The organism is Chitinasiproducens palmae, assembly GCF_900095735.1.
GTDB lineage: Bacteria > Pseudomonadota > Gammaproteobacteria > Burkholderiales > Burkholderiaceae > Chitinasiproducens > Chitinasiproducens palmae.
The window spans coordinates 28094-47475 of the sequence record NZ_FNLO01000010.1; the positions used below are offsets into that span (position 1 = coordinate 28094).

At 66.0% G+C, this 19382-nt stretch carries 15 protein-coding genes; 3 read left to right on the top strand and 12 right to left on the bottom strand.

What is annotated here, in order from left to right:
* Window positions 1–828 precede the first annotated feature (828 nt).
* Window positions 829–2001: a M14 family metallopeptidase gene (locus BLU54_RS15975; RefSeq protein WP_091910608.1), complete on the bottom strand. Its 1173-nt coding sequence runs from the start codon at window positions 1999–2001 to the stop codon at window positions 829–831.
* A gap of 335 nt (window positions 2002–2336) precedes the next feature.
* Window positions 2337–3116, bottom strand: a complete 780-nt coding sequence (yaaA, locus tag BLU54_RS15985; RefSeq protein WP_091910612.1) for a peroxide stress protein YaaA — start codon at window positions 3114–3116, stop codon at window positions 2337–2339.
* 109 nt (window positions 3117–3225) lie between these two features.
* Between yaaA and BLU54_RS15990 the strand changes: the two genes are divergently transcribed.
* Window positions 3226–3714 carry a putative toxin-antitoxin system toxin component, PIN family gene (locus BLU54_RS15990; protein WP_091910614.1) on the top strand — a complete coding sequence of 163 codons (489 nt, stop codon included), beginning with the start codon at window positions 3226–3228 and terminating at the stop codon, window positions 3712–3714.
* Window positions 3715–4298: 584 nt separating this feature from the next.
* On the opposite strand, the gene BLU54_RS15995 is transcribed toward BLU54_RS15990, so the two are convergent.
* Window positions 4299–4859: a superoxide dismutase family protein gene (locus BLU54_RS15995; protein WP_091910617.1), complete on the bottom strand. Its 561-nt coding sequence runs from the start codon at window positions 4857–4859 to the stop codon at window positions 4299–4301.
* A 789-nt stretch (window positions 4860–5648) separates the two neighbouring features.
* Between BLU54_RS15995 and BLU54_RS16000 the strand changes: the two genes are divergently transcribed.
* Together BLU54_RS16000 and BLU54_RS16005 are read left to right on the top strand one after the other, a co-directional pair.
* Window positions 5649–6830, top strand: a complete 1182-nt coding sequence (locus BLU54_RS16000) for a pyridoxal phosphate-dependent aminotransferase (protein ID WP_091910619.1) — start codon at window positions 5649–5651, stop codon at window positions 6828–6830.
* A 43-nt stretch (window positions 6831–6873) separates the two neighbouring features.
* Window positions 6874–8403: a 3-hydroxyacyl-CoA dehydrogenase gene (locus BLU54_RS16005; RefSeq protein WP_091910621.1), complete on the top strand. Its 1530-nt coding sequence runs from the start codon at window positions 6874–6876 to the stop codon at window positions 8401–8403.
* Window positions 8404–8681: 278 nt separating this feature from the next.
* On the opposite strand, the gene BLU54_RS16010 is transcribed toward BLU54_RS16005, so the two are convergent.
* The 9 genes from BLU54_RS16010 to nuoK form a co-directional block, all read right to left on the bottom strand.
* On the bottom strand, window positions 8682–11114 hold the full coding sequence (locus BLU54_RS16010; RefSeq protein ID WP_091910624.1) for a hypothetical protein: 2433 nt from the start codon (window positions 11112–11114) through the stop codon (window positions 8682–8684).
* A 284-nt stretch (window positions 11115–11398) separates the two neighbouring features.
* On the bottom strand, window positions 11399–11656 hold the full coding sequence (locus tag BLU54_RS16015; RefSeq protein WP_091910627.1) for a hypothetical protein: 258 nt from the start codon (window positions 11654–11656) through the stop codon (window positions 11399–11401).
* Window positions 11657–12244: 588 nt separating this feature from the next.
* The gene (locus tag BLU54_RS16025; RefSeq protein ID WP_091910632.1) at window positions 12245–12727 is read right to left on the bottom strand and encodes a DUF1178 family protein; all 483 of its coding nucleotides are present in this window, start codon (window positions 12725–12727) and stop codon (window positions 12245–12247) included.
* 97 nt (window positions 12728–12824) lie between these two features.
* The gene (locus BLU54_RS16030) at window positions 12825–13424 is read right to left on the bottom strand and encodes an NUDIX domain-containing protein (protein WP_091910635.1); all 600 of its coding nucleotides are present in this window, start codon (window positions 13422–13424) and stop codon (window positions 12825–12827) included.
* Between the two features lie 176 nt (window positions 13425–13600).
* On the bottom strand, window positions 13601–13915 hold the full coding sequence (locus BLU54_RS16035; RefSeq protein WP_091910637.1) for a DUF2818 family protein: 315 nt from the start codon (window positions 13913–13915) through the stop codon (window positions 13601–13603).
* Between the two features lie 2 nt (window positions 13916–13917).
* On the bottom strand, window positions 13918–15393 hold the full coding sequence (gene nuoN, locus BLU54_RS16040) for an NADH-quinone oxidoreductase subunit NuoN (protein WP_091910640.1): 1476 nt from the start codon (window positions 15391–15393) through the stop codon (window positions 13918–13920).
* A 23-nt stretch (window positions 15394–15416) separates the two neighbouring features.
* Window positions 15417–16895 (bottom strand): NADH-quinone oxidoreductase subunit M, encoded by a 1479-nt coding sequence (locus tag BLU54_RS16045; RefSeq protein ID WP_091910642.1) that lies wholly within the window; start codon window positions 16893–16895, stop codon window positions 15417–15419.
* Between the two features lie 13 nt (window positions 16896–16908).
* Complete coding sequence (gene nuoL / locus BLU54_RS16050) at window positions 16909–19050, bottom strand: NADH-quinone oxidoreductase subunit L (RefSeq protein WP_091910645.1); 2142 nt, start codon at window positions 19048–19050, stop codon at window positions 16909–16911.
* Window positions 19051–19075: 25 nt separating this feature from the next.
* On the bottom strand, window positions 19076–19381 hold the full coding sequence (gene nuoK / locus BLU54_RS16055; protein ID WP_091910648.1) for an NADH-quinone oxidoreductase subunit NuoK: 306 nt from the start codon (window positions 19379–19381) through the stop codon (window positions 19076–19078).
* Window position 19382 lies beyond the last annotated feature (1 nt).

Here is a 19382-nt window from a genome sequence, read left to right on the forward strand (position 1 = left end):
TCGGCGTTCGGCGTTCGGCGTTCGGCGTTCGGCGTTCGGCGTTCGGCGTTCGGCGTTCGGCGTGCTGCCTGCGCTCGGCGTCGTACATCCTGCGGGTGGCATTGCGCGGCGGATGGCTTGGTCACGCACCCGCCCCCCGTGGGCGACCGGTCTGGCAACCGATGGCTATCGCGGCCCCGTGGATGACGTCTTCCATCCTGCGTCGATGAATGAGCACACCGGCTGGGTCACGAAGCCGATGCGCGTTGCTTGCGCGCACCTGCCCGACGATGATCTCTTCACGCGTTCTCGTTGAAGGGCCGTTTGCCTTGACTCTGTCGCCTCTTCGGCGCGAACCGGCGTCCGTTTCTGCTCATTTACTCGCCCGTGCAACGTCCTGTCGAGTCGTGAGCTCGCAGGCAGCGAGAATGGCCGGTTGTCGAACGCTTCGCCTTGCCGCCGGCACCGCGGTCTGTAGACATGAACGACCGGCACTCGTGGCGCGTGTACAGCGCTATCGTTGCGACGTCGTGCCATCCTGCCGCGCCGCTTCCAATCCGCGCGGTCGAGCCCAATTGCAGTCGAGCCCAATTGCAGTCGTGCCCAATTGCGGTCGCGCCCAATTGCCGTCTAGCCGAAGTGCCGCCGTGGCCGAATGCAGCCGTGCGCAAGTGCCGCCTAGCCCGTGTGCCGCCTAGCCCGTCGCCGTCCTCAATTGCCGTCGCGCCCATGCGCCGCGGAGCCCAAACGCCAACATGCCCAAACGCCGTCGTGCTCAAGCCCCGCCATGCCCAAGCCCCGCCGTGTGCAAGCGCCATCGTGCCCAAGCGCCGACATGCCGAAGTGCCCCTACTGCGTCGCGCTTTTCGGGAATGCCCGCACCTGGGCAAGCACCGCCTGAAGCATGGCGGCGCCGAGCGCGCTGCTGCGGGCCCCGCTCCAGCCATGGATTCCATCAGGCAGGTCGGCATTGTCCTTGAACGGCATCTCGAGCGTCAGCGACAGGCAGCGATAGCGGTGTGCAAAGTATTTCGAGGCCAGCTTGAGCGCGTCCTCGCGGTACTTGTCGGCCTCGTAGCCGTAGCGGTCCTGAAAATCAGGGCTGGCGGTCTTGAATGCGTCGACGAAATGCCGCTGTTCGAGCGTTTGCCGCTCGGTGAAGTCCGGCAGCATTTCGCTGCCCGCGACGAAGACGTACGGGAGCGTCTCATCGCCGTGGATATCGAAGAACATATCGCAACCGGTTTGCTCGATCGCATTGCGTACGTGCAGCACTTCCGGGCTGTGCGTTGCGCTGGGCGTGAGCCATTCACGATTCAGATTGGCGCCGGCGGCGTTGGTGCGCAGATTGCCAAGCGCGGCGCCGTCCGGATTGATGTTCGGCACGACGTGGAAGCGTGCGTGCTCGCGCAGCAGACGGCCGACCGGATCGCCGGCCCAGTCGTCCAGCCCTAGCAGGCGCTTGAGCAGTCCTTCGACGAACCACTCGGCCATGGTTTCGCCCGGGTGCTGGCGGGCGACGATCCAGATCACCGGTGTCGGCTCGCCAGCCGTCCCGTTATCCTTGCCTACCGTAACGCACTCGAGTGCCCGGCCAGCGACGCTGTCGCCGACTGAGTGCACGCGCGCGATGCCTTGGCGACGGATTCGTCCGAGGAACTGATGGTGGCGCGCTTCGCCATACGGTTCGAAATACGCGTAGTAGACCGTGTCGTGTTCCGCGCGGTGCGAGAATGCCAGCACCTGACCGTCGTACTCGGCGTCGACGCGGAACCAGTTCTCGGTATCGTAGCTGGCGACGACGCGATAGCCTTGCCAGCCGCCGGGAAATGCGCACTGGGCCGCGTTCTCGAAACGATAGGTACAGCGTTGCTCGGCCATGCCATCCACGCGGAAGTAAAACCATTGCGCGAAGTCGGCGGCGGTGTCCGGCCGGACGCGCAAGCGCACGTTCTGACCATCGCTCGCGTCCACTACCTCGACGGCACCGCCGTCGAAACGACTGCTGATCTGCATAATCACCTCGTCAAACCGATACGGGCACCGACATCAGCCGTTCCCGCGAACAACGCCATGGCGCCGAACACCTGCCTGCCGCCGCCTGAACGCCATTCCTGCCCCGGGCGCCTGCGATGCCAGCGTCTTCCAGGCGACCAGCGCATGCCCACGGCACTACGCCGGCCAAACCGCGAACAGAGCGCCAGCGACACAAACGGCAGCTGGCGTGGGCGTTCCTGGCGCGTTGCCGGCGCCGGCCATGCGGGTTCGGTCCGCGGCATGCAGGTCTGCCCGAGGCCCATGGTGCCGCCGGAGCGGACTCACGCGATGCCGGACAGGCACTCGGCGGCAGCCAGCGCTCAGGCCTGTTTGCGCCGGAACACCCAGTCCGTGGCGCTCGACGCTTCGGCATCGTAGCGATAGCCATCCACGTCGAACTGCTGTAACTGCTCGGCGCGTTCGATCCGATGGTCGATCGCATAACGGGCCATCAGCCCGCGGGCCCGTTTTGCGTAGAAACTGATGATCTTGTAGCGCCCGCCTTTGAAATCCTCGAACACCGGCGTCACGACGTCCATGTCGAGGGCCTTGCGGACCACCGACTTGAAGTACTCCTGGGATGCCAGATTGACCAGCACGCGCGACTTGCCGCGTTGCGCCTGGGCAGCGGCATTCAATGCCTGAGCAATGCGCTCCCCCCAGAACGCGTACAGGTCTCGACCACGCTCGTTGTCCAGCCGCGTACCCATCTCCAGCCGGTATGGCTGCATCAGATCGAGCGGACGCAACACGCCGTATAGGCCCGACAGGATGCGCAGATGCTTCTGTGCGTAGTCGAGGTCGGCCTTTCGCATCGTCTGCGCGGCAAGGCCTTCATAGACGTCGCCGTTGAAGGCGTAGACGGCGGCCCTGGCATTGTGCTCGTCGAAGGTCGGCGACCAGGCAGCGAAGCGCTCGAAGTTCAGATGCGCGAGCGGATCCGAGATGTGCATCAGCGTGGCGATCTGCGCCGGCGAGAACGCGCGCAGGCGTTCGATCAATCGCGCCGATTCGTCGATGAAGTCGGGCTGGGTATGCGCCTTGTGCGGCACGGGTGTCTCGTAATCGAGCGACTTCGCGGGAGACAGAACGATTATCATGTGGCGCGGACCGCAAAAGTGGCTATTCTAACGAAAGACACGAGCAACGCCCGCCCTCCCCACACCCTGCCCCTGCACCGGACCGCCAGCACACGCGGCCTACACGACAGTGACCGAAGCCACGCGCGTCATCCTCGACTCCAATGTCTGGCTGGACCTCGTACTGTTCGACGATCCACCCTCCCGTCCGCTGCTGACCGCCCTCGAAGGCGGACAACTCGTCGCCTTGATCGACGCGGCCTGTTTCGACGAACTGCGTCGCGTGTTGCAGTATCCACAATTCGCGCGCTTCGGTCCCGACTGGGCGCCCCGGCTGGCACGCGTCGAGGCACTGACGGAAAGGTTCGAGCAGAACGCGCCTTCGGGTCGCGCATTGACGCTGCCTCGCTGCACCGATCGAGACGACCAGAAGTTCCTGTCGCTGGCTTGCGATAGTCAGGCGGAATGGCTGCTGAGCCGAGACCGCGCGGTGCTGAAACTGGCCGGACGCGTTCGGAGCCGCTTCGGTTTCGCGATTGCAACACCGCAACGCTTTTTGGCCGCGTGGGCGGCGCCGCGCGCGAACGAGGACACCGAGGCGTCGGCAGCCGCCGCCTGACGGCGGACCGACTGCGTCGGCGGCGCCAATGGGGGTCGCGAACGACCCAGCGCACGGCACAGCGCCCGGTGATTTGCGCTGGCCGGGCATCAAGCGGCACGCTCAGCGTCACCGGGGGTCTTCCGACGGCCGGGGAGTAGTGCGCGGCGAGCGGTGCACCGTCCAGGCGTGCCCTGCCGTAAGCGGTCCCGGCCTACCGGATCGGGACTCGTCTGCCATTATCCAACTTGGGCCTTAGGCATTTACTGAGGCATCCATCCAAGGCGTCCACCCAAGGCATCCACCTGCGGCACCCATCTGAGGCATGTAGCTGAACAACGGCCTGCTCGGCGACCATGGCAAGCGACTCCAGCACAGCGCTCTGCAACGGCTGAGGCGGCCTGGTCGCCGACCGCTCAGTCGAGCGCCCGCATCCAGCAGCCGGCGTGGCGCGCCAGTCGCTCGACGGATAGCGAGCGGAGCCATTCGCAGCACGGCTACGCGCTCGCCCCCGCAGGCGACGTTACATACGCGACGATCGCTTCAGGCGCGTGCGCCTGGCCATCGTCGCAGGGCCGAAGACGCGGCGGCTTGTTCCCAGGTCCTTATTCCAGCGGCGCGCAGGCAATGCGTGCGCCCGCGCCGCCGATCGGCTGGGTCGTATAGTCGTCGGGATTGGCATGGATGACGAGCGCGCGACCGCCAGCCGTCTTGAGCGCCGGCCGGCCCGTCGCGCCGTCGAAGGAGACAAGCGTCGAATACAGCTCGACGGTCGCGCGCCCGTCCGGTCCAACGTAGAGGTTGGGCAGATCGCCCGAATCAGTCGCGTTGGCGTTCAGCAGCCCGTGAACCAGCTTCGCATCGCCATGCACATGCCCGCCGCTGTTCATGAACTTGTCATCGGAGCAATCCCCTTTCTCGTGGAAATGCATGCCATGCCAGCCGGGCGGCAGTCCTTGCGCCTCGATGCGGACCAGCACACCCTTCGGCGCGTCGATCAGCATCACCTTGCCGACCGTCTTGCCACCGGGAACGAGCAAATCGCTGGACAGTGTCTGGGCAGGCGGCGTTTGAGGGCTACCCGATTGCGGCGCGGTCGTTTGTGCGTGCGCGGTGACGGCCAGGACAAGCGCGGCGGCGGCAAGCGCCGGGGGCAGGAATCGCATCGAAGGTCTCCGGTTTGGGTTGAGTGGCATCGCGGGCGCCATCGGCATCCGGCGGCGTGCATTGCCTACCATACGCGTCCCCGGTCACATCCGCCAGCCACCGAACGGCGTAAGGGTGCGTCTGGACGCAGTGTCCATCGCCCGCGGCGCATCGTGCGACGTGCCGCGCCCGCTCATCCCACGCGCGGCGCCGACCGCTCTTCGTACGCTAGACCGCGACCACCGTACGCTGCGACGTGGGCGCCGATGAGCGGACCGCTCGGCGACCCAATAGGGAGCAAGCGGAATACGGAGCAAGCGGAATAGGACGCAAGCGGACCGGGTGCGGAAAAACGCAGCCGAACGACGTGGCAGCGGCGCGCGGTCAGCGGCAAGTCACTGACAAACCAATGGTCAGTGATCGGCGAAGCAGCGCCATCTCGACCCAATCGCAGGCGAGGGACCCACCGTTGACCGGTGTGCAACCGACGCCGATGCGACGCGCCCCGCAACGCAGGCGCGCGCGCATCCGGCTGACGCGGGAACGGTGCTGGTCAAGTCCGCACCGTCTTCCACCCGTCCTTTCCAGAGCGCACGGCATTCGCGCGGTCGCGGCACGGTCTACAATGACGCGCTTGACGGAACGCGGCCACGCCGAGGACGAGCGCGCCCGCCCGTCTGGAAAGCAACGCCGATTGCATGCCGGTCGCAGTCACCCGCCTGCCACGACCGCCCCGCTCACCGCTTGCCCATTGCTTCCCATTGCTTCCCATTGCTTGCTCACTGTCCGCTCACTGCCCGCGCCCGCTCATGACTGCTTCCGCCGCCACGCCCGCCACGCCAGCCACACCGAGCTTTCCGTCCCGTCTGCCGAACGTGGGCACGACCATCTTCACGGTCATGTCGGCGTTGGCGGCCAAGACCGGAGCAGTGAATCTCGGTCAAGGCTTCCCTGATTTCGACTGTGACGCCGCGCTTCTCGACGCCGTATCGAAGGCGATGCGCGATGGACACAATCAGTACGCGCCGATGGCCGGCGCACAACCGTTGCGGCACGCGATCTCGAAGAAGATCGCGGCATGCTACGGACGAACCTACGACCCGGACACCGAGATCACCGTCACCGCCGGCGCCACCGAAGCGCTGACCAACGCAATTCTGTGCAGCGTCTCGCCGGGCGACGAAGTGATCGTCCTGGAACCGTGCTACGACAGCTACGTGCCGGCGATCGAACTCGCGGGCGGCACCGCGGTCACGGTCTCGTTGAACGTACCCGAGTATTCGATTCCGTTCGACAAGCTGGCGGCCGCCATCGGTCCGCGCACCCGCCTGCTGATCATCAACACGCCGCACAATCCAACCGGCCGCATCCTGCACGGCGATGACATGCGTCGGCTGGCAGAGATGCTGCGCGGCACCGACGTGCTGGTGTTGTCCGACGAGGTCTACGAGCATATGGTGTTCGACGGCGTGGCGCACGAGAGTGTCGCGCGCCATCCGGAACTGGCGGCACGCAGCTTCGTGGTGTCGAGCTTCGGCAAGACCTATCACACCACCGGCTGGAAGATCGGCTATGTCGCCGCGCCCGCGCCGCTCTCGGCCGAGCTGCGCAAGGTCCACCAGTTCAACACCTTTTCCGTCAACACGCCGATGCAGATCGGCCTCGCGCAACATCTGGGCAACCCGGCGCCCTATCGGGACCTGCCGGCCTTCTATGCCCGCAAGCGCGACCACTTCCGCACCGGCCTGGCGGCGAGCCGCTTCAAGCTGCTGCCTTGCGAAGGCACTTATTTCCAATGCGTCGACTACTCCGCCATCAGCAGCATGCCGGAGGCCGAATTCGCGCAGTGGCTGACGACCGAGCATGGCGTCGCGGCGATTCCGGTCTCGGCGTTCTACCGCGAACCGCGCGACAGCGGCATCGTCCGCTTCTGCTTCGCGAAGCGGGAGGAAACGCTGGACGCGGCGATCGCCAAGCTGGTGCGCCTCTGAGCGCGACGCCGCATTCGAATCACTGATAAAGGAGACGGGACCCATGAGCGAGCAGGACACTCCATTCGACATCGTCGGCATCGTCGGCGCCGGCGCGATGGGCCGAGGCATCGCGCAGATCGCGGCGCAGGCCGGCGTCACGGTGCGGCTGTACGACGCGAACCAGACGGCGGTCGAGCAGGCCCGTGCCGCGCTGGCCGAGACGCTGGGCAAGCTGGCAAGCAAGGGCAAGATCAGAGAGTCGGAGCGCGATGCGGCGCTCGCACGCATCCATGGCTGCGTGGCCGTCGAGGCGTTGGCCGACTGCTCGCTCGTCATCGAGGCGATCGTCGAAAAGCTGGAAGTGAAGCGCGCGGTGTTCGGGCAACTGGAAGCCGTGGTCGCCGACGACGCCGTGCTGGTTTCGAACACGTCCTCGCTGTCGATTACCGCGATCGGCGCCGGTTGCCGCCGCCCGGAACGGGTCGCCGGGCTGCATTTCTTCAATCCGGTGCCGTTGATGAAGGTGGTCGAGGTGATCGACGGTGCGCACACCGCGCCCGAGGTCGCGACGCGACTCGCGGCGTTCGCGCGCCAGATCGGGCACACGCCCGTGAAGGCGAAGGACATGCCGGGCTTCATCGTCAATCACGCCGGACGCGGCATGAACACCGAGGGGCTGCGCATCGCGCAGGAAGGGGTGGCTTCGTTCGCGGACATCGACCGCATCGTGCGCGAGCAGGCCGGCTTCCGGCTCGGCCCGTTCGAATTGATGGATCTGACGGCGCTGGACGTCTCGCACCCGGTGATGGAATCCATCTATCACCAGTTCTACGAGGAGCCGCGCTTCCGTCCTTCGCCGATCACTGCGCAGCGTCTCGCCGGCGGTCTGCTGGGGCGCAAGACGCAGGCTGGCTTCTATCGCTATGTCGACGGCAAGCCGCAGATCGACGCCGAGCGTCCGGCGCCGGCCGCGCTGCCGGCGCGCGTGTGGATCAGCCGGGCCGATCCGGCCGCCCGCGCGCGTATCGCGGTGCGCGTCGCCGAAGCCGGTGTGCCGCTGGACGAAGGCGAGGCGCCAGCCGCCGACTCGCTGGTGCTGGTCGCGCCGCTCGGGCTCGACGCGACGACCGTCGCATTGTTCGAGGATCTGGATGCGCAACGGGTGGTGGCGGTCGATACGCTGTTCCCGCTCGATCCGGGCCTGCGCATGACGTTGATGACGACACCGGCAACCAGCGTGGCGATGCGCGACGCGGCGCACGCGTTGTTCGCGAAGGCCGGACACCCGGTCACCGTGATCGAGGATTCGGCCGGCTTCGTCGCGCAGCGCGTGGTCGCGACCATCGTCAATATCGGTTGCGACATTGCCCAGCAAAAGATTGCGACACCAGAGGACATCGACCTGGCCACGACGCTGGGCCTCGGTTACCCGAAGGGTCCGTTGGCGCTCGGCGACTTCCTTGGCCCGGCGCGCATCCTGATGATCCTGCGCAACATCCAGCAGGTGACCGGCGACTGGCGCTACCGGCCGTCGCCGTGGCTGCATCGGCGCGCGGCGCTGAGGCTATCGCTCAAGCACGTCGCCGCATAAGCGCGGGCGGTCACGACGGCGCCTGCCGTCGCGTCCGTCACCCATCGCGTAAACCGAGACGCGGGCACGCAACTGCCCTCGTCGGCGGCGCCACGGCAGTGCGGTTCGGTTAGGTTCGGTTAGGTTCGGTTAGGTGCCATTAGGTGGGGTAAGTGCGGCGCACCGCTTCGCCCTGCCCGGTGCCGGCCCACGATGCGTGACGCACGGACCCGGCTGCTGTTTGGCCGTGAACATCGCACCGGCGGTCGGTGGAGTACCGCGACCGCCGGTGCTGTGCGTCACGCCGCCCCGCGCCGCAAAGCCTGAGAGATGAACGCGCTGAGCAGCGCGCGCATGTCCCGCATCGACGCATTCGCCTGGCGGGCACGCCGACGCAGATCGCCTTCGCTCAGCTCGAGCACGATCTGCGCGAGCGAATCGGCATTGTCGAGCAGCAAGCGCGCGCGGATGTCCGGCTTCGTGTTGAACAACCGGGTCGCCGCCGCGACAAGCTTGTCCTCGGACTCGCCCGCCGCGCTCTGCGCACGCGCCAGCTTCAGCAGATAGCGCGCCTCATCTCGTCCGATGCGGCCTTCCGACAGCCGCTGGATCTCTGCCGCGAGCGGGTGGTCTGACGCCGCCGCCGATAGATAGAACACGTCATCGGTGTCCGCGGCGAGATGGGAAACTTCATGGAGCATGGTGGCGACATCGGCCCGGTGCGTCGCTTCGTTGCACGGCGGTGCGCAAGCCGCCGCCTGCTCGCGGTGCGCATCGCTTTTCTCGACGTCGATGAACACGCGCTTGAGCGGATCTCGTTTGAACGTCAGTCCGAGAATGTCGTCGCGCGTGAACTTGACCAGCCAGATCCGGCGGCAGGCATCGTCGATCAAATCGTTCATGAATCGGTTGATCGAGCCGAGGTGATCGAGCAAGTGCACCTTGATCAGGTTCTGAGCCTCGGCGTCGGCCTTGGTGCCGATCAACGCAAAGAAGCGATCGAACAGGCGCTGCGAGCGCGCCGGGTCGCGCAGCGCGACATCCAGCGCATGCACGCGGCTGGCGGAGTTCAGCGCGGTCGCCTTCAGCTTCTTCGCAACCGGCGCGTACTGACTGGCCACGGCCAGTTCGTCTCGATCCAGGCCGTAATAGACAATGGTCGGCGCGTACTCCACCAGCGTTTCATCGACAAGCAGGACCGTCGGATACGAGCGGGCCTCCCAGGTCCGAAAGCCCTCGCGGTATGTCAGCATTTTCCGCTGCTGCGCGAAACGGCGCGCGATCCGCTGCTGCCCGACCATCGCGTCCAGGACGGTGCCGACCCACTCGGGGTCGTCGCCCGGTTCGCCCTCGAAACTTGCCTCTTCGGGCGCGAGCCGAAAGATCCGGTGGCCTTCGTCATAGATGCAGAGCACCTTGTCGCTGTCCGGCGGCCCGATCTCGTAGATGCCCGCGTGCAGCGCGTGTCGTTTGATCGGCGCGAAGCCACCGGCAACCGGCAAGTACCATCTCTCGCTGTCGAGCTTCATGATCCCGAGCGAGTTCGGCGACGACAGTCGGGACGGGTCGAGATCCGGCGCAAGCCACGCCTGCGGGATCTTGTCGCGCAACCGGTCCGACACGCCACTGCCCGCCGGCTCGGCGGGTCCGTCGCCCTCCGCCTGGGGCTCGACGGGCCGGCCAAATACCCAGCGATCTTCGGCAGCGGGGCGCACCGGATAGCCTGGCTCGGCCGCCTGCGTTACGTCGTAAGCCTCGTAGGACAAGCCATCGCGCCGCAAGCGAACCGGCACGAAACGGTCATGGATCCGGGCGCAAAGCGTGCCGCTCTCGTCGCTCGTGTCCGTCTGCACGTAATACAGCGTGCCCGCGCCTTCGTGCGAAGCGCGCCGATGCCCTCGGAACGCGACAAGCTGCACCGCGTCGGCGATGCCCTGGTCGAGCTGCGCGCGCGTGTGGGCGAGCGGTCGGACCTGCAAAGTCTCCAGGTTTGAATCGGGATCATGCAACTCCCAGGTGCCCGCCTCCCGCGCATATTCGACGTCGACCGTGCGGCCGTTGCGACTGGCAACGAAGCGCCCGTCACGGAAACTCAGGCGCCACCGCTCGCCGCCGATCTCGGCGACGGCGCCGGACGGCTCGAAGCGCGTATTCGCGGGTCGCGTCAGCTTGTCGGGGATCACCCTGCCCGCGGCGTCGCGCGGCGAGGCCGCGACCACCGACCGCGCGAGAAACGCCAGGTTCTCGGTGGCACTGCTCGCCTCGGCCGGGTCGGGCGCCAGGCCATCGAGGTCCTCGGCGATCATGCGCAACAAGGTGGAACCGAAGTTCTGCAACAGCACGCTCGTCTGTGCGCCAGGCATCAATGCAAGCAGTTGCCCCATCACGATGTCCACCGCGCCGAAGATCTGGCCACACCGGACGGTCTCCGCTGGTGTCGGGCAACGCCCCAGCAGATAATGGAAATAGACGACCTGCGACTCGGTGGCCAGCGCCGACAGGGGGCTTCGCAAGGTACGCGCGATCTGGCGCAGCACGGTTGCGGCGGACAGATTCGCGCGCTCCGTGACGCAGGAGAAGTCCAATTCCGCGATATCGACGTCGTCGATCGGCGCCGTCGCGGGCGTCGTCGACGGGGCCACCGGCAAAAGATGGGCGCCGGCCGTGGGTTCGGCAAGCCGGGCCTGTTCGAAGGCTTCCCGGCGCGCGGCGGAGCCTGCGGTATGCGTCAATGCATGCCATGCCGGCAGCGGCGGAGCCTGCGGTATGCGTCAATGCATGCCATGTCGGCAGCAGCGGCGCCGGCAGCAGGTCGGGCAGGCCGAGTCCCGCGTCGGGCGCCACCCCTGCCGCGTCGCGCCACCGCATGTAGGCGAGGCCGGCTGTACCGCCAAACAGCAGACCAGCACCCAACCACAGCGCTTGCTTGCGGGTGAAACAAGGCACGTTGCTTGGCGCTTCGGCCCGCTCGTTCTGCCCGGTCAGCACGATCAGGCGGTCGCGTTGCTCAGCGAACTCAGCCTCGCACAACGGGCATGGGGCCTCCGGCCAGATGGCGGGCGACCGGGCCGCTGCACAGTCGCTTGATGCCGGCCCACAAGCCGGCTTCGGCGAGCGCTGCCCGGCCCCTTCGGCCCACGAGCTCATGGGCGCAGACAGTGTCGGATGCGAGCGCGAACGTGACGCCGCCATGCCGCGACGAGCGCGGGTTGGCGAAACGATGCGGGGCTCGTTGCGGCGCGCGGGCGGATGCGCCAGTGATGTCGATGGGCACGATCGATCCTCCTGGGAGAAAGTGCCCATTCGTCACCGAAACAGCTACCGGCGCCGTCCCTTATCAACCATGCCCGAGCGAGCGGGCGCGTGACGCTATCGATGGCCGTCCTCGGCAGGCCGGCCACAAGCACGGGATGCGGTCCCGCCCCACCGGCAAGCCATTCTGTGACTCTGCGTCCGCGAGGCGCGGCGCCTGCCTGATGGGCGCCGCGATATGCGCCCCATCAGGCGCCCCATCAGGCGCCCCATCAGGCGCCCCATCAGGCGCCCCATCAGGCGCCCCATCAGGCGCCCCATCAAGCGCCCCGTCATGCGCTCCCATCACGCGCCCTCATCACGCGCGATCCGTCATGCGCGAGCTTTCATGCGCCCGGTCCCGCGGCTCCTGTCACGCCGGCCCGTCACGCCTGTCCCGAGCCCCTGCCGCCCGTCCAGGTCGTGCGCATGGACCGCTGCCAGTGCATCACGATACCGGTCCGACAACGCCCGTCGAACAACGCCCGAGCGATTGCCGCGGCATGCGGCGTCGAGGGTCAACGGGTCCGCGCGGTGACCGAGGTTGCGGCGACCGCGCGGCGCGACCGCTTTACTGCAACGGCTCCTTCAAGGCGGCGGGCACCGGCAGTGACAGCACCTCAATGCCTTCGTCGGCCAATGCCGCCGCTTCCTGCGGACTGGCGACGCCCCGAATCGCACGTTCCGGCGCCTCGCGGTAATGGATGCGGCGGGCTTCCTCGGCGAAGCGCTCGCCGACGTTCTCGGTCTTTGCAAGCACCTGTCGAATCGCCCCGAACAATGCCGATTGCATCGCGCGCGCCGCGGCGGCGTCCGCCGGGTTGCCGCCTTGCGCGGGCACGGCCGCGGCGGACGGCGAAGCCGGCAAGACCGGCGGCGCGGATGCACCCGACAGATTCAGGCGAGGCGCGGACGGCACGCGCGTGACTTCGACGGATTCACAGATCGGGCACGCGATCAGTCCGCGCGCCTTCTGGTCCGTGAAGGCGGCCTCGGAGGCGAACCAACCTTCGAAGCGGTGCTGCTGCTGACAACAGAGATCGAAAACTTTCATGGTCGGAAATTGACGGCGCCGAAGAGGCGTCGTCCAGCCGCAGCATACCGCAAGCCGGCGCGCGCGGCAGGCCTCGCGCGCCGGGGCCGACAGCGGCTCAGGGCAGCAGGGGTGGCTGGGGCCAGTCGCCGCGCTTCAGCCGGTCAAGCCACATTGTCGAGATGATCGTCTTCACGTCGGAAATGGTGCCGTCATGCACCCAGGCAAGCATCTGCTCAAGCGTGACGATTTCCAGATCGAGGAATTCGCCTTCGTCGAGACGACGCTCGCCCGCTGTCAGGCCGGTGGCCAGGTACAGGTCGAGGGTCTCGGTGGAATACGAGATGACCGGATGGATGCGCGTCAGGTAGCGCCAGTCGCTGGCCCGATAACCGGTCTCCTCCTCCAACTCGCGTTTCGCGCAGACCAGCGGATCCTCGCCCTTGTCGAGCTTGCCGGCAGGATATTCGATCATCACCTGGTGCACGGGGTAGCGGAACTGGCGCTCGACCAAGACCCGCCCGTCATCGAACACCGGCAGGATCATCACCGCGCCCGGGTGTTCGAGATACTCGCGGGTGGTTACCTTGCCGTCGGGCAAGGTGACGCGATCGCGCTTGAGAATCAGGAAGCCCTCGTCGTGCAGCGTCTCGCCGTCGATGCGCGTCTCGACCAGATTGGCGTCCTGGCCTGCGTTGCCCGGCCTGTCTGAATTCATCGTTGACTCCTCACACAAATGCGGACCGCGCCGCGCCGTTGCAGACGGTGCATGCGTGGGACCATCCTGTCCCACCTGCTGCCCACCATGAAAAAAGGCGCTTCGTCACTGACGTAGCGCCCGCTATCCAAACCATCATCCGCGTTGCTGGCCCACCGATCCGGCGAGCGTCCGCATCATGGCGCCACTCGGCGCGGCGCCCGTCGCAGCAAATACCGGAACGTGAAACCGGGGAATGCCGCCACCAGGAACAACGCGCCGGTGATGGCGTAGAACTGCCACTCCTGCGGGAATACCGTGCCCACCTGGCCTTCGAGCACACGCGCGAGCGTACCGACGACGAAATACAGTACCAGCAGCTCCAACAAGCGCCACCAGCCGGACTTCTCGCCCCGTCGCAACGGCAGCACACCGAACAGGCGCTGGTTCACGAACGGCAGCGTCGCGAAGGCCAGCGCCAGCAGCACGATGAACAGACCGGCCACCGACATGGTCACTGACCCAGCGACCGCTGCACGGCCCACAGACACGCCGTCATCAACGGACCGGGCAGCAGGCCAAGGGCAAGTACCGCGAGGCCGTTGGCGGTGAGCGTGACGCGTGCGCCGCCATCGCGGTCGAGCGGCAGCTCGTCCTGCGGCACGTCGAAGTACATCACCTTGACGACGCGGAGATAGTAGAACGCGCCGACCAGCGAAGTCAGCACGGCCAGCACGGCCAGCCACGTCAGGCCCGCATGCACGGTCGCCGACAGCACGGCGAGCTTCGCATAGAAGCCGACGGTCGGCGGAATGCCCGCGAACGAGAACATCAGGATCAGCATCACGAAGGCAGTCCACGGGCTGCGCTTGTTGAGGCCCTTCAGGTCGTCGATCTGGGTGACCTCGAAGTCGCCGCGCGAGAGCACCATCAGCACCGCGAACGCGCCCAGCGTGGTGAGCAGGTAGGTCACGCTATAGAACAGCGCCGAACCGTAGGCACCGGTGATGCTGTGTGCGTCGCCGCCGGTGAACACGCCGGCCAGCAGCCCGAGCAGCACGAAGCCTTGATGCGAGATTGCCGAGTACGCCAGCATCCGCTTGATATTGCTTTGCACCACGCCCATCACGTTGCCGATGATCATCGACAGCGCGGCGATGATGATCAGCATCTGCTGCCAGTCGCCGGCCAGCGGCAGCATGCCGTTCACCAGGAAGCGGAACGCGAACGCGAACGCGGCGACCTTCGGACCCGCGCCGACCAGCAGCGTGACCGCCGTCGGCGCGCCCTGATAGACGTCCGGCACCCACATGTGGAAAGGCGCGGCGCCGAGTTTGAACGTGACCCCGACCACGATGAACACCACGCCGAAGACCAGCATCGTGTGATTGATGCGGCCCGAGTCGATCGCGGCGAACACGTCGCCGAGCAGCAGCGAGCCGGTGGCACCGTAGGTCATCGAGATGCCGTACAGCAGGAAACCGGAGGCCAGCGCGCCGAGCACGTAGTACTTCAGCGCCGACTCGGTGGCCAAGCCGTCCTTGCGGCGCAGCGCGATCAGCGCGTACAGCGACAACGACATCAGTTCCAGACCCAAGTAGAGCGTCAGGAAGCTGCTGCCGCTGATCATCAGCATCTGGCCGAGCAGCGAGAACAGCGCGAGGATGTAGAACTCGCCCTTGAACAAGTCGCGTTCGACGATGTACCGGCGGCCGTAGATCAGGGTGGCCGCGAAGCCGAACGAGACCGTCGCCTTCAGCACGCTGGCCAGCCCGTCGACCACGTAGCTGCCGTCGAACAGAGTGCGCGGCACGCCGTCGCCCGCCAGCACCAGGAAGATGCAGCCGGCCGCCAGCGAGGCCACGACCGCGATCGCATGCGTCAACCCCCGGCCCTTCACGCCGCTCAGCGCGTCGTTCATCAGGCACAGGATCGCCGCGAGCAGCACCAGCGCCTCGGGCAGCAACAGAGTGAGATTACCGTTTTGCATGTTTTATCTTTCCGCAGCCGTGCTCACAGCTTCGAGTGAGCGACGTGGACCAGCAGGTTCGCCACCGATTCGTGGATCACGTCGGTGAACGGACGCGGATACAAGCCCATGAACAGCACCAGCGCGGCGAGGATCGCCATCATCAGGAATTCGCGGCCGCTCAGGTCGAGCAGCTTGGCGACGTGGTCGTTCGCTACCGCGCCGAAGTACACACGCTTGTACATCCACAGCGTGTAGGCAGCGCCAAGGATCAGCGTGGTGGCGGCCAGCAGGCCGATCCAGAAATTGAACTGGACCGCAGCCAGGATCACCATGAACTCGCCGACGAATCCGGAGGTGCCCGGCAGGCCGCAATTGGCCATCGCGAACATCAGCGCGAACGCGGCGAACTTCGGCATCGTGTTGACGACACCGCCGTAGGCGGCGATCTCGCGAGTGTGCATGCGGTCGTACAGCACGCCGATGCTCAAGAACATCGCACCGGACACGAAGCCGTGCGAAATCATCTGCACGATCGCGCCTTCGACGCCCATCTGGTTGAAGATGAAGAAACCGAGCGTGACGAAGCCCATGTGCGCGATCGACGAATACGCGACCAGCTTCTTCATGTCGGTCTGCACCAGCGCGACCAGACCGATGTAGATCACCGCGACCAGCGACAGCGCGATGATCGCCGGCGCGAAGAAATGCGACGCGTCGGGCGCGATCGGCAGCGAGAAGCGCAGGAAGCCGTAGGCGCCGAGCTTCAGCATGATCGCCGCCAGCACCACCGAGCCGCCGGTCGGCGCCTCGACGTGAGCGTCCGGCAGCCAGGTGTGCACCGGCCACATCGGCACCTTCACGGCAAAGGCCAGGAAGAACGCGATGAAGATCAGGATCTGCGGCGTCATCTCCAGCGGCAGGCGATGCCAGGCCGCAAGTTCGAAGGTGCCCGACACGGTGTACAGATAGATCAGCGCGACCAGCATCAGCAGCGAACCGGCCAGCGTGTACAGGAAGAACTTGAACGCCGCGTACACGCGGTTGGCCCCGCCCCAGACACCGATGATCAGGTACATCGGGATCAGCGTGGCCTCGAAGAAGACATAGAACAGCATGCCGTCGGCGGCACTGAACACGCCGATCATCAGGCCCGACAGGATCAGGAACGCGGCGAGGTACTGCGCGACCTTGTTCGTGACGACCTGCCACGCGGCGATCACGACGATGATCGTGATGAACGCGGTGAGCACGACGAACCACATCGAGATGCCGTCGACGCCCAGGAAATAGGCGATGTTGAAGCGCTCGATCCAGGGTGCCTTCTCGACGAACTGAAGCGCGGCGCTGCTGCGGTCGAAACCGCTGATCAGCGGCAGCGTGACCAGGAAGCCGACGATGGAACCGAGCAACGATAGCACGCGCGCCGGGCCCGGGTTGCGGTCCGAACCGGTCGCCAGCACCAGTACGCCGGTGAGGATCGGAATCCAGATTGCGAGCGTGAGCAACGGAAAGTTATGCATTGTTATCCTCGCCTTACCTTCCGCCGATGGTCACGAACAGCGACAGCAAGGCCAACATGCCGATGATCATTGCAAATGCGTAGTGATAGATGTAGCCGGTCTGCACGTGCCGCAGCAGGCCACCGAGCTTGGCGATCGCGCGCGCGCTGCCGTTGACCGCGCCGTCGATGACCGCCTGGTCGCTCTCCTTCCACAGCCCGCGTCCGATCGCCACCGCGCCCTTCGCGAACACGATCTCGTTGATGCGGTCCATGTAGTACTTGTTGTCCAGCAGCCGGTAGATGCCGCTGAACCGTTGCCGCAGGCCAGCCGGAATGTCCGGGCGCTTCATGTAGAAGAAATACGCGACCAGCACGCCGGCGAGCGCCAGCCAGACCGGCAGACCAGCCACCGAATGCAGGCCCATCGCCACCCAGCCGTGGAACTCGTGCGCGAGTTCTTCCATCCCCGGGTGGTTCTCGCCGACGAAGATCACCTTCGCGAACGCGACGCCACGCTCGAAGTAATTGCCGTACAGCATCGGACCGATCGCGATCGCCCCCATGATCACCGACGGGATCGCGAGCAGGATCAGCGGCAGCGTCACGACCAGCGGCGATTCGTGCGGAATGTGCGGGCCGTGGTGGCCATGGCCGTGATCGCCATGTCCGTGATCGTCATGGCCGTGGGCGTCGTGCGCGCCATGGGCGTCATGGGCGTCATGGGCGTGCGCGTCATGGGCATGCACGTCCTGGGCATGCGCGTCGTCGCCATGCACCGCGGCTTCCTCGCCGTGTTGCGCATGGGCGTCGCGGAAACGCTCGCGGCCATGGAACACCAGGAAGTACATCCGGAACGAATACAGCGCGGTGATGAAGACGCTGAAGACGACGCAGAAATAGGCGAAGCCCGAGCCGGCCAGATGCGATTCCTTCACCGCCTCGATGATCGAGTCCTTCGAGTAGAAGCCGGAGAAGAACGGCGTGCCGATCAGTGCCAGCGAACCGACCAGCGACGTGATCCAGGTGATCGGCATGTACTTGCGCAGACCGCCCATGTTGCGCATGTCCTGGTCGTGGTGCATGCCGATGATCACCGAACCCGCGCCAAGGAACAGCAGCGCCTTGAAGAACGCGTGCGTCATCAGGTGGAACACCGCCGCCGAGTAGGCGGAGGCGCCCAGCGCGACGGTCATGTAGCCGAGCTGCGACAGCGTCGAGTACGCGACCACGCGCTTGATGTCGTTCTGGATCAGGCCCAGGAAGCCCATGAACAGCGCGGTGATCGAACCGATGATCATGATGAAGGACAGCGCGGCGTCCGACAGTTCGAACAGCGGCGACATGCGGGTGACCATGAAGATGCCCGCGGTCACCATCGTCGCCGCGTGGATCAGCGCGGAGATCGGCGTCGGACCTTCCATCGAGTCGGGCAGCCACACGTGCAGCGGGAACTGCGCGGACTTGCCCATCGCGCCGATGAACAGGCAGACGCAGGCCACCGTCAGCAGGCCCCAGGACGTGCCGGGGAAGGTCATGCCGGCGAGGGCTTCGCGGTGCGCGAACACGTCGCCGTAGTTCAGCGAACCGGCGTAGGCGAGCAGCAGACCGATGCCGAGGATGAAGCCGAAGTCGCCGACCCGGTTGACCAGGAAGGCCTTCATGTTCGCGTAGATCGCCGTCGGCCGCGTGAACCAGAAGCCGATCAGCAGGTAGGAGACGAGACCGACCGCTTCCCAGCCGAAGAACAGCTGCAGGAAGTTGTTGCTCATCACCAGCATCAGCATCGAGAAGGTGAACAGCGAGATGTACGAGAAGAAGCGCTGGTAGCCGCTGTCATCAGCCATGTAGCCGATCGTGTAGATGTGCACCATCAGCGACACGAAGGTCACCACGCACATCATCATCGCGGTCAGCGAGTCGACCAGGAAGCCGATTTCGAGCTTCAGGCTGCCGACGCGCATCCATTCGTAGATGGTCGCGTTGTAGCCGGCGCCGTGCAGCACGTCGAAGAAGGTGATCGCCGACAGTACGAGTGCGATCGCCACGCCGAGGATGGTCACCACGTGCGCGCCCGTGCGGCCGATCGCGCGGCCGAACAGGCCCGCGATCAGCGAGCCGGCCAGCGGCGCCAGCGGGATCGCGAGGAGCAGGGTTTGGTTCAATGTCGTTGCCATAACTAACGTGCCTGAGTCCCCGTGATTAACCCTTGAGCTGGTCGAGATCCTCGACGTTGACCGTGTCGAGGCGGCGGAACAGATTGACCAGGATCGCGAGGCCGATCGCGGCCTCGGCCGCCGCAACCGTCAGCACGAAGAAGACGAAGACCTGACCGCCCGGATCGCCCAGGTAGTGCGAGAAGGCGACAAAGTTGGTGTTCACCGCGAGCAGCATCAATTCGATCGCCATCAGGATCACGATGACGTTGCGTCGATTCAGCCAGATGCCGACGACGCTGATCGCGAACAGGATCGCGCCGACGACCAGAAAGTGAGCGAGACTAATCATT

Coding starts and splice junctions, on each gene's coding strand:
- BLU54_RS16035 (WP_091910637.1), bottom strand. CDS start 13,915: ATGTCGGTGGCCGGTCTGTTCATCGTGCTGCTGGCGCTGGCCTTCGCG.
- nuoL (WP_091910645.1), bottom strand. CDS start 19,050: ATGGCAACGACATTGAACCAAACCCTGCTCCTCGCGATCCCGCTGGCG.
- BLU54_RS16045 (WP_091910642.1), bottom strand. CDS start 16,895: ATGCATAACTTTCCGTTGCTCACGCTCGCAATCTGGATTCCGATCCTC.
- nuoK (WP_091910648.1), bottom strand. CDS start 19,381: ATGATTAGTCTCGCTCACTTTCTGGTCGTCGGCGCGATCCTGTTCGCG.
- BLU54_RS16025 (WP_091910632.1), bottom strand. CDS start 12,727: ATGAAAGTTTTCGATCTCTGTTGTCAGCAGCAGCACCGCTTCGAAGGT.
- nuoN (WP_091910640.1), bottom strand. CDS start 15,393: ATGCAAAACGGTAATCTCACTCTGTTGCTGCCCGAGGCGCTGGTGCTG.
- BLU54_RS16000 (WP_091910619.1), top strand. CDS start 5,649: ATGACTGCTTCCGCCGCCACGCCCGCCACGCCAGCCACACCGAGCTTT.
- BLU54_RS16005 (WP_091910621.1), top strand. CDS start 6,874: ATGAGCGAGCAGGACACTCCATTCGACATCGTCGGCATCGTCGGCGCC.
- yaaA (WP_091910612.1), bottom strand. CDS start 3,116: ATGATAATCGTTCTGTCTCCCGCGAAGTCGCTCGATTACGAGACACCC.
- BLU54_RS16030 (WP_091910635.1), bottom strand. CDS start 13,424: ATGAATTCAGACAGGCCGGGCAACGCAGGCCAGGACGCCAATCTGGTC.
- BLU54_RS15995 (WP_091910617.1), bottom strand. CDS start 4,859: ATGCGATTCCTGCCCCCGGCGCTTGCCGCCGCCGCGCTTGTCCTGGCC.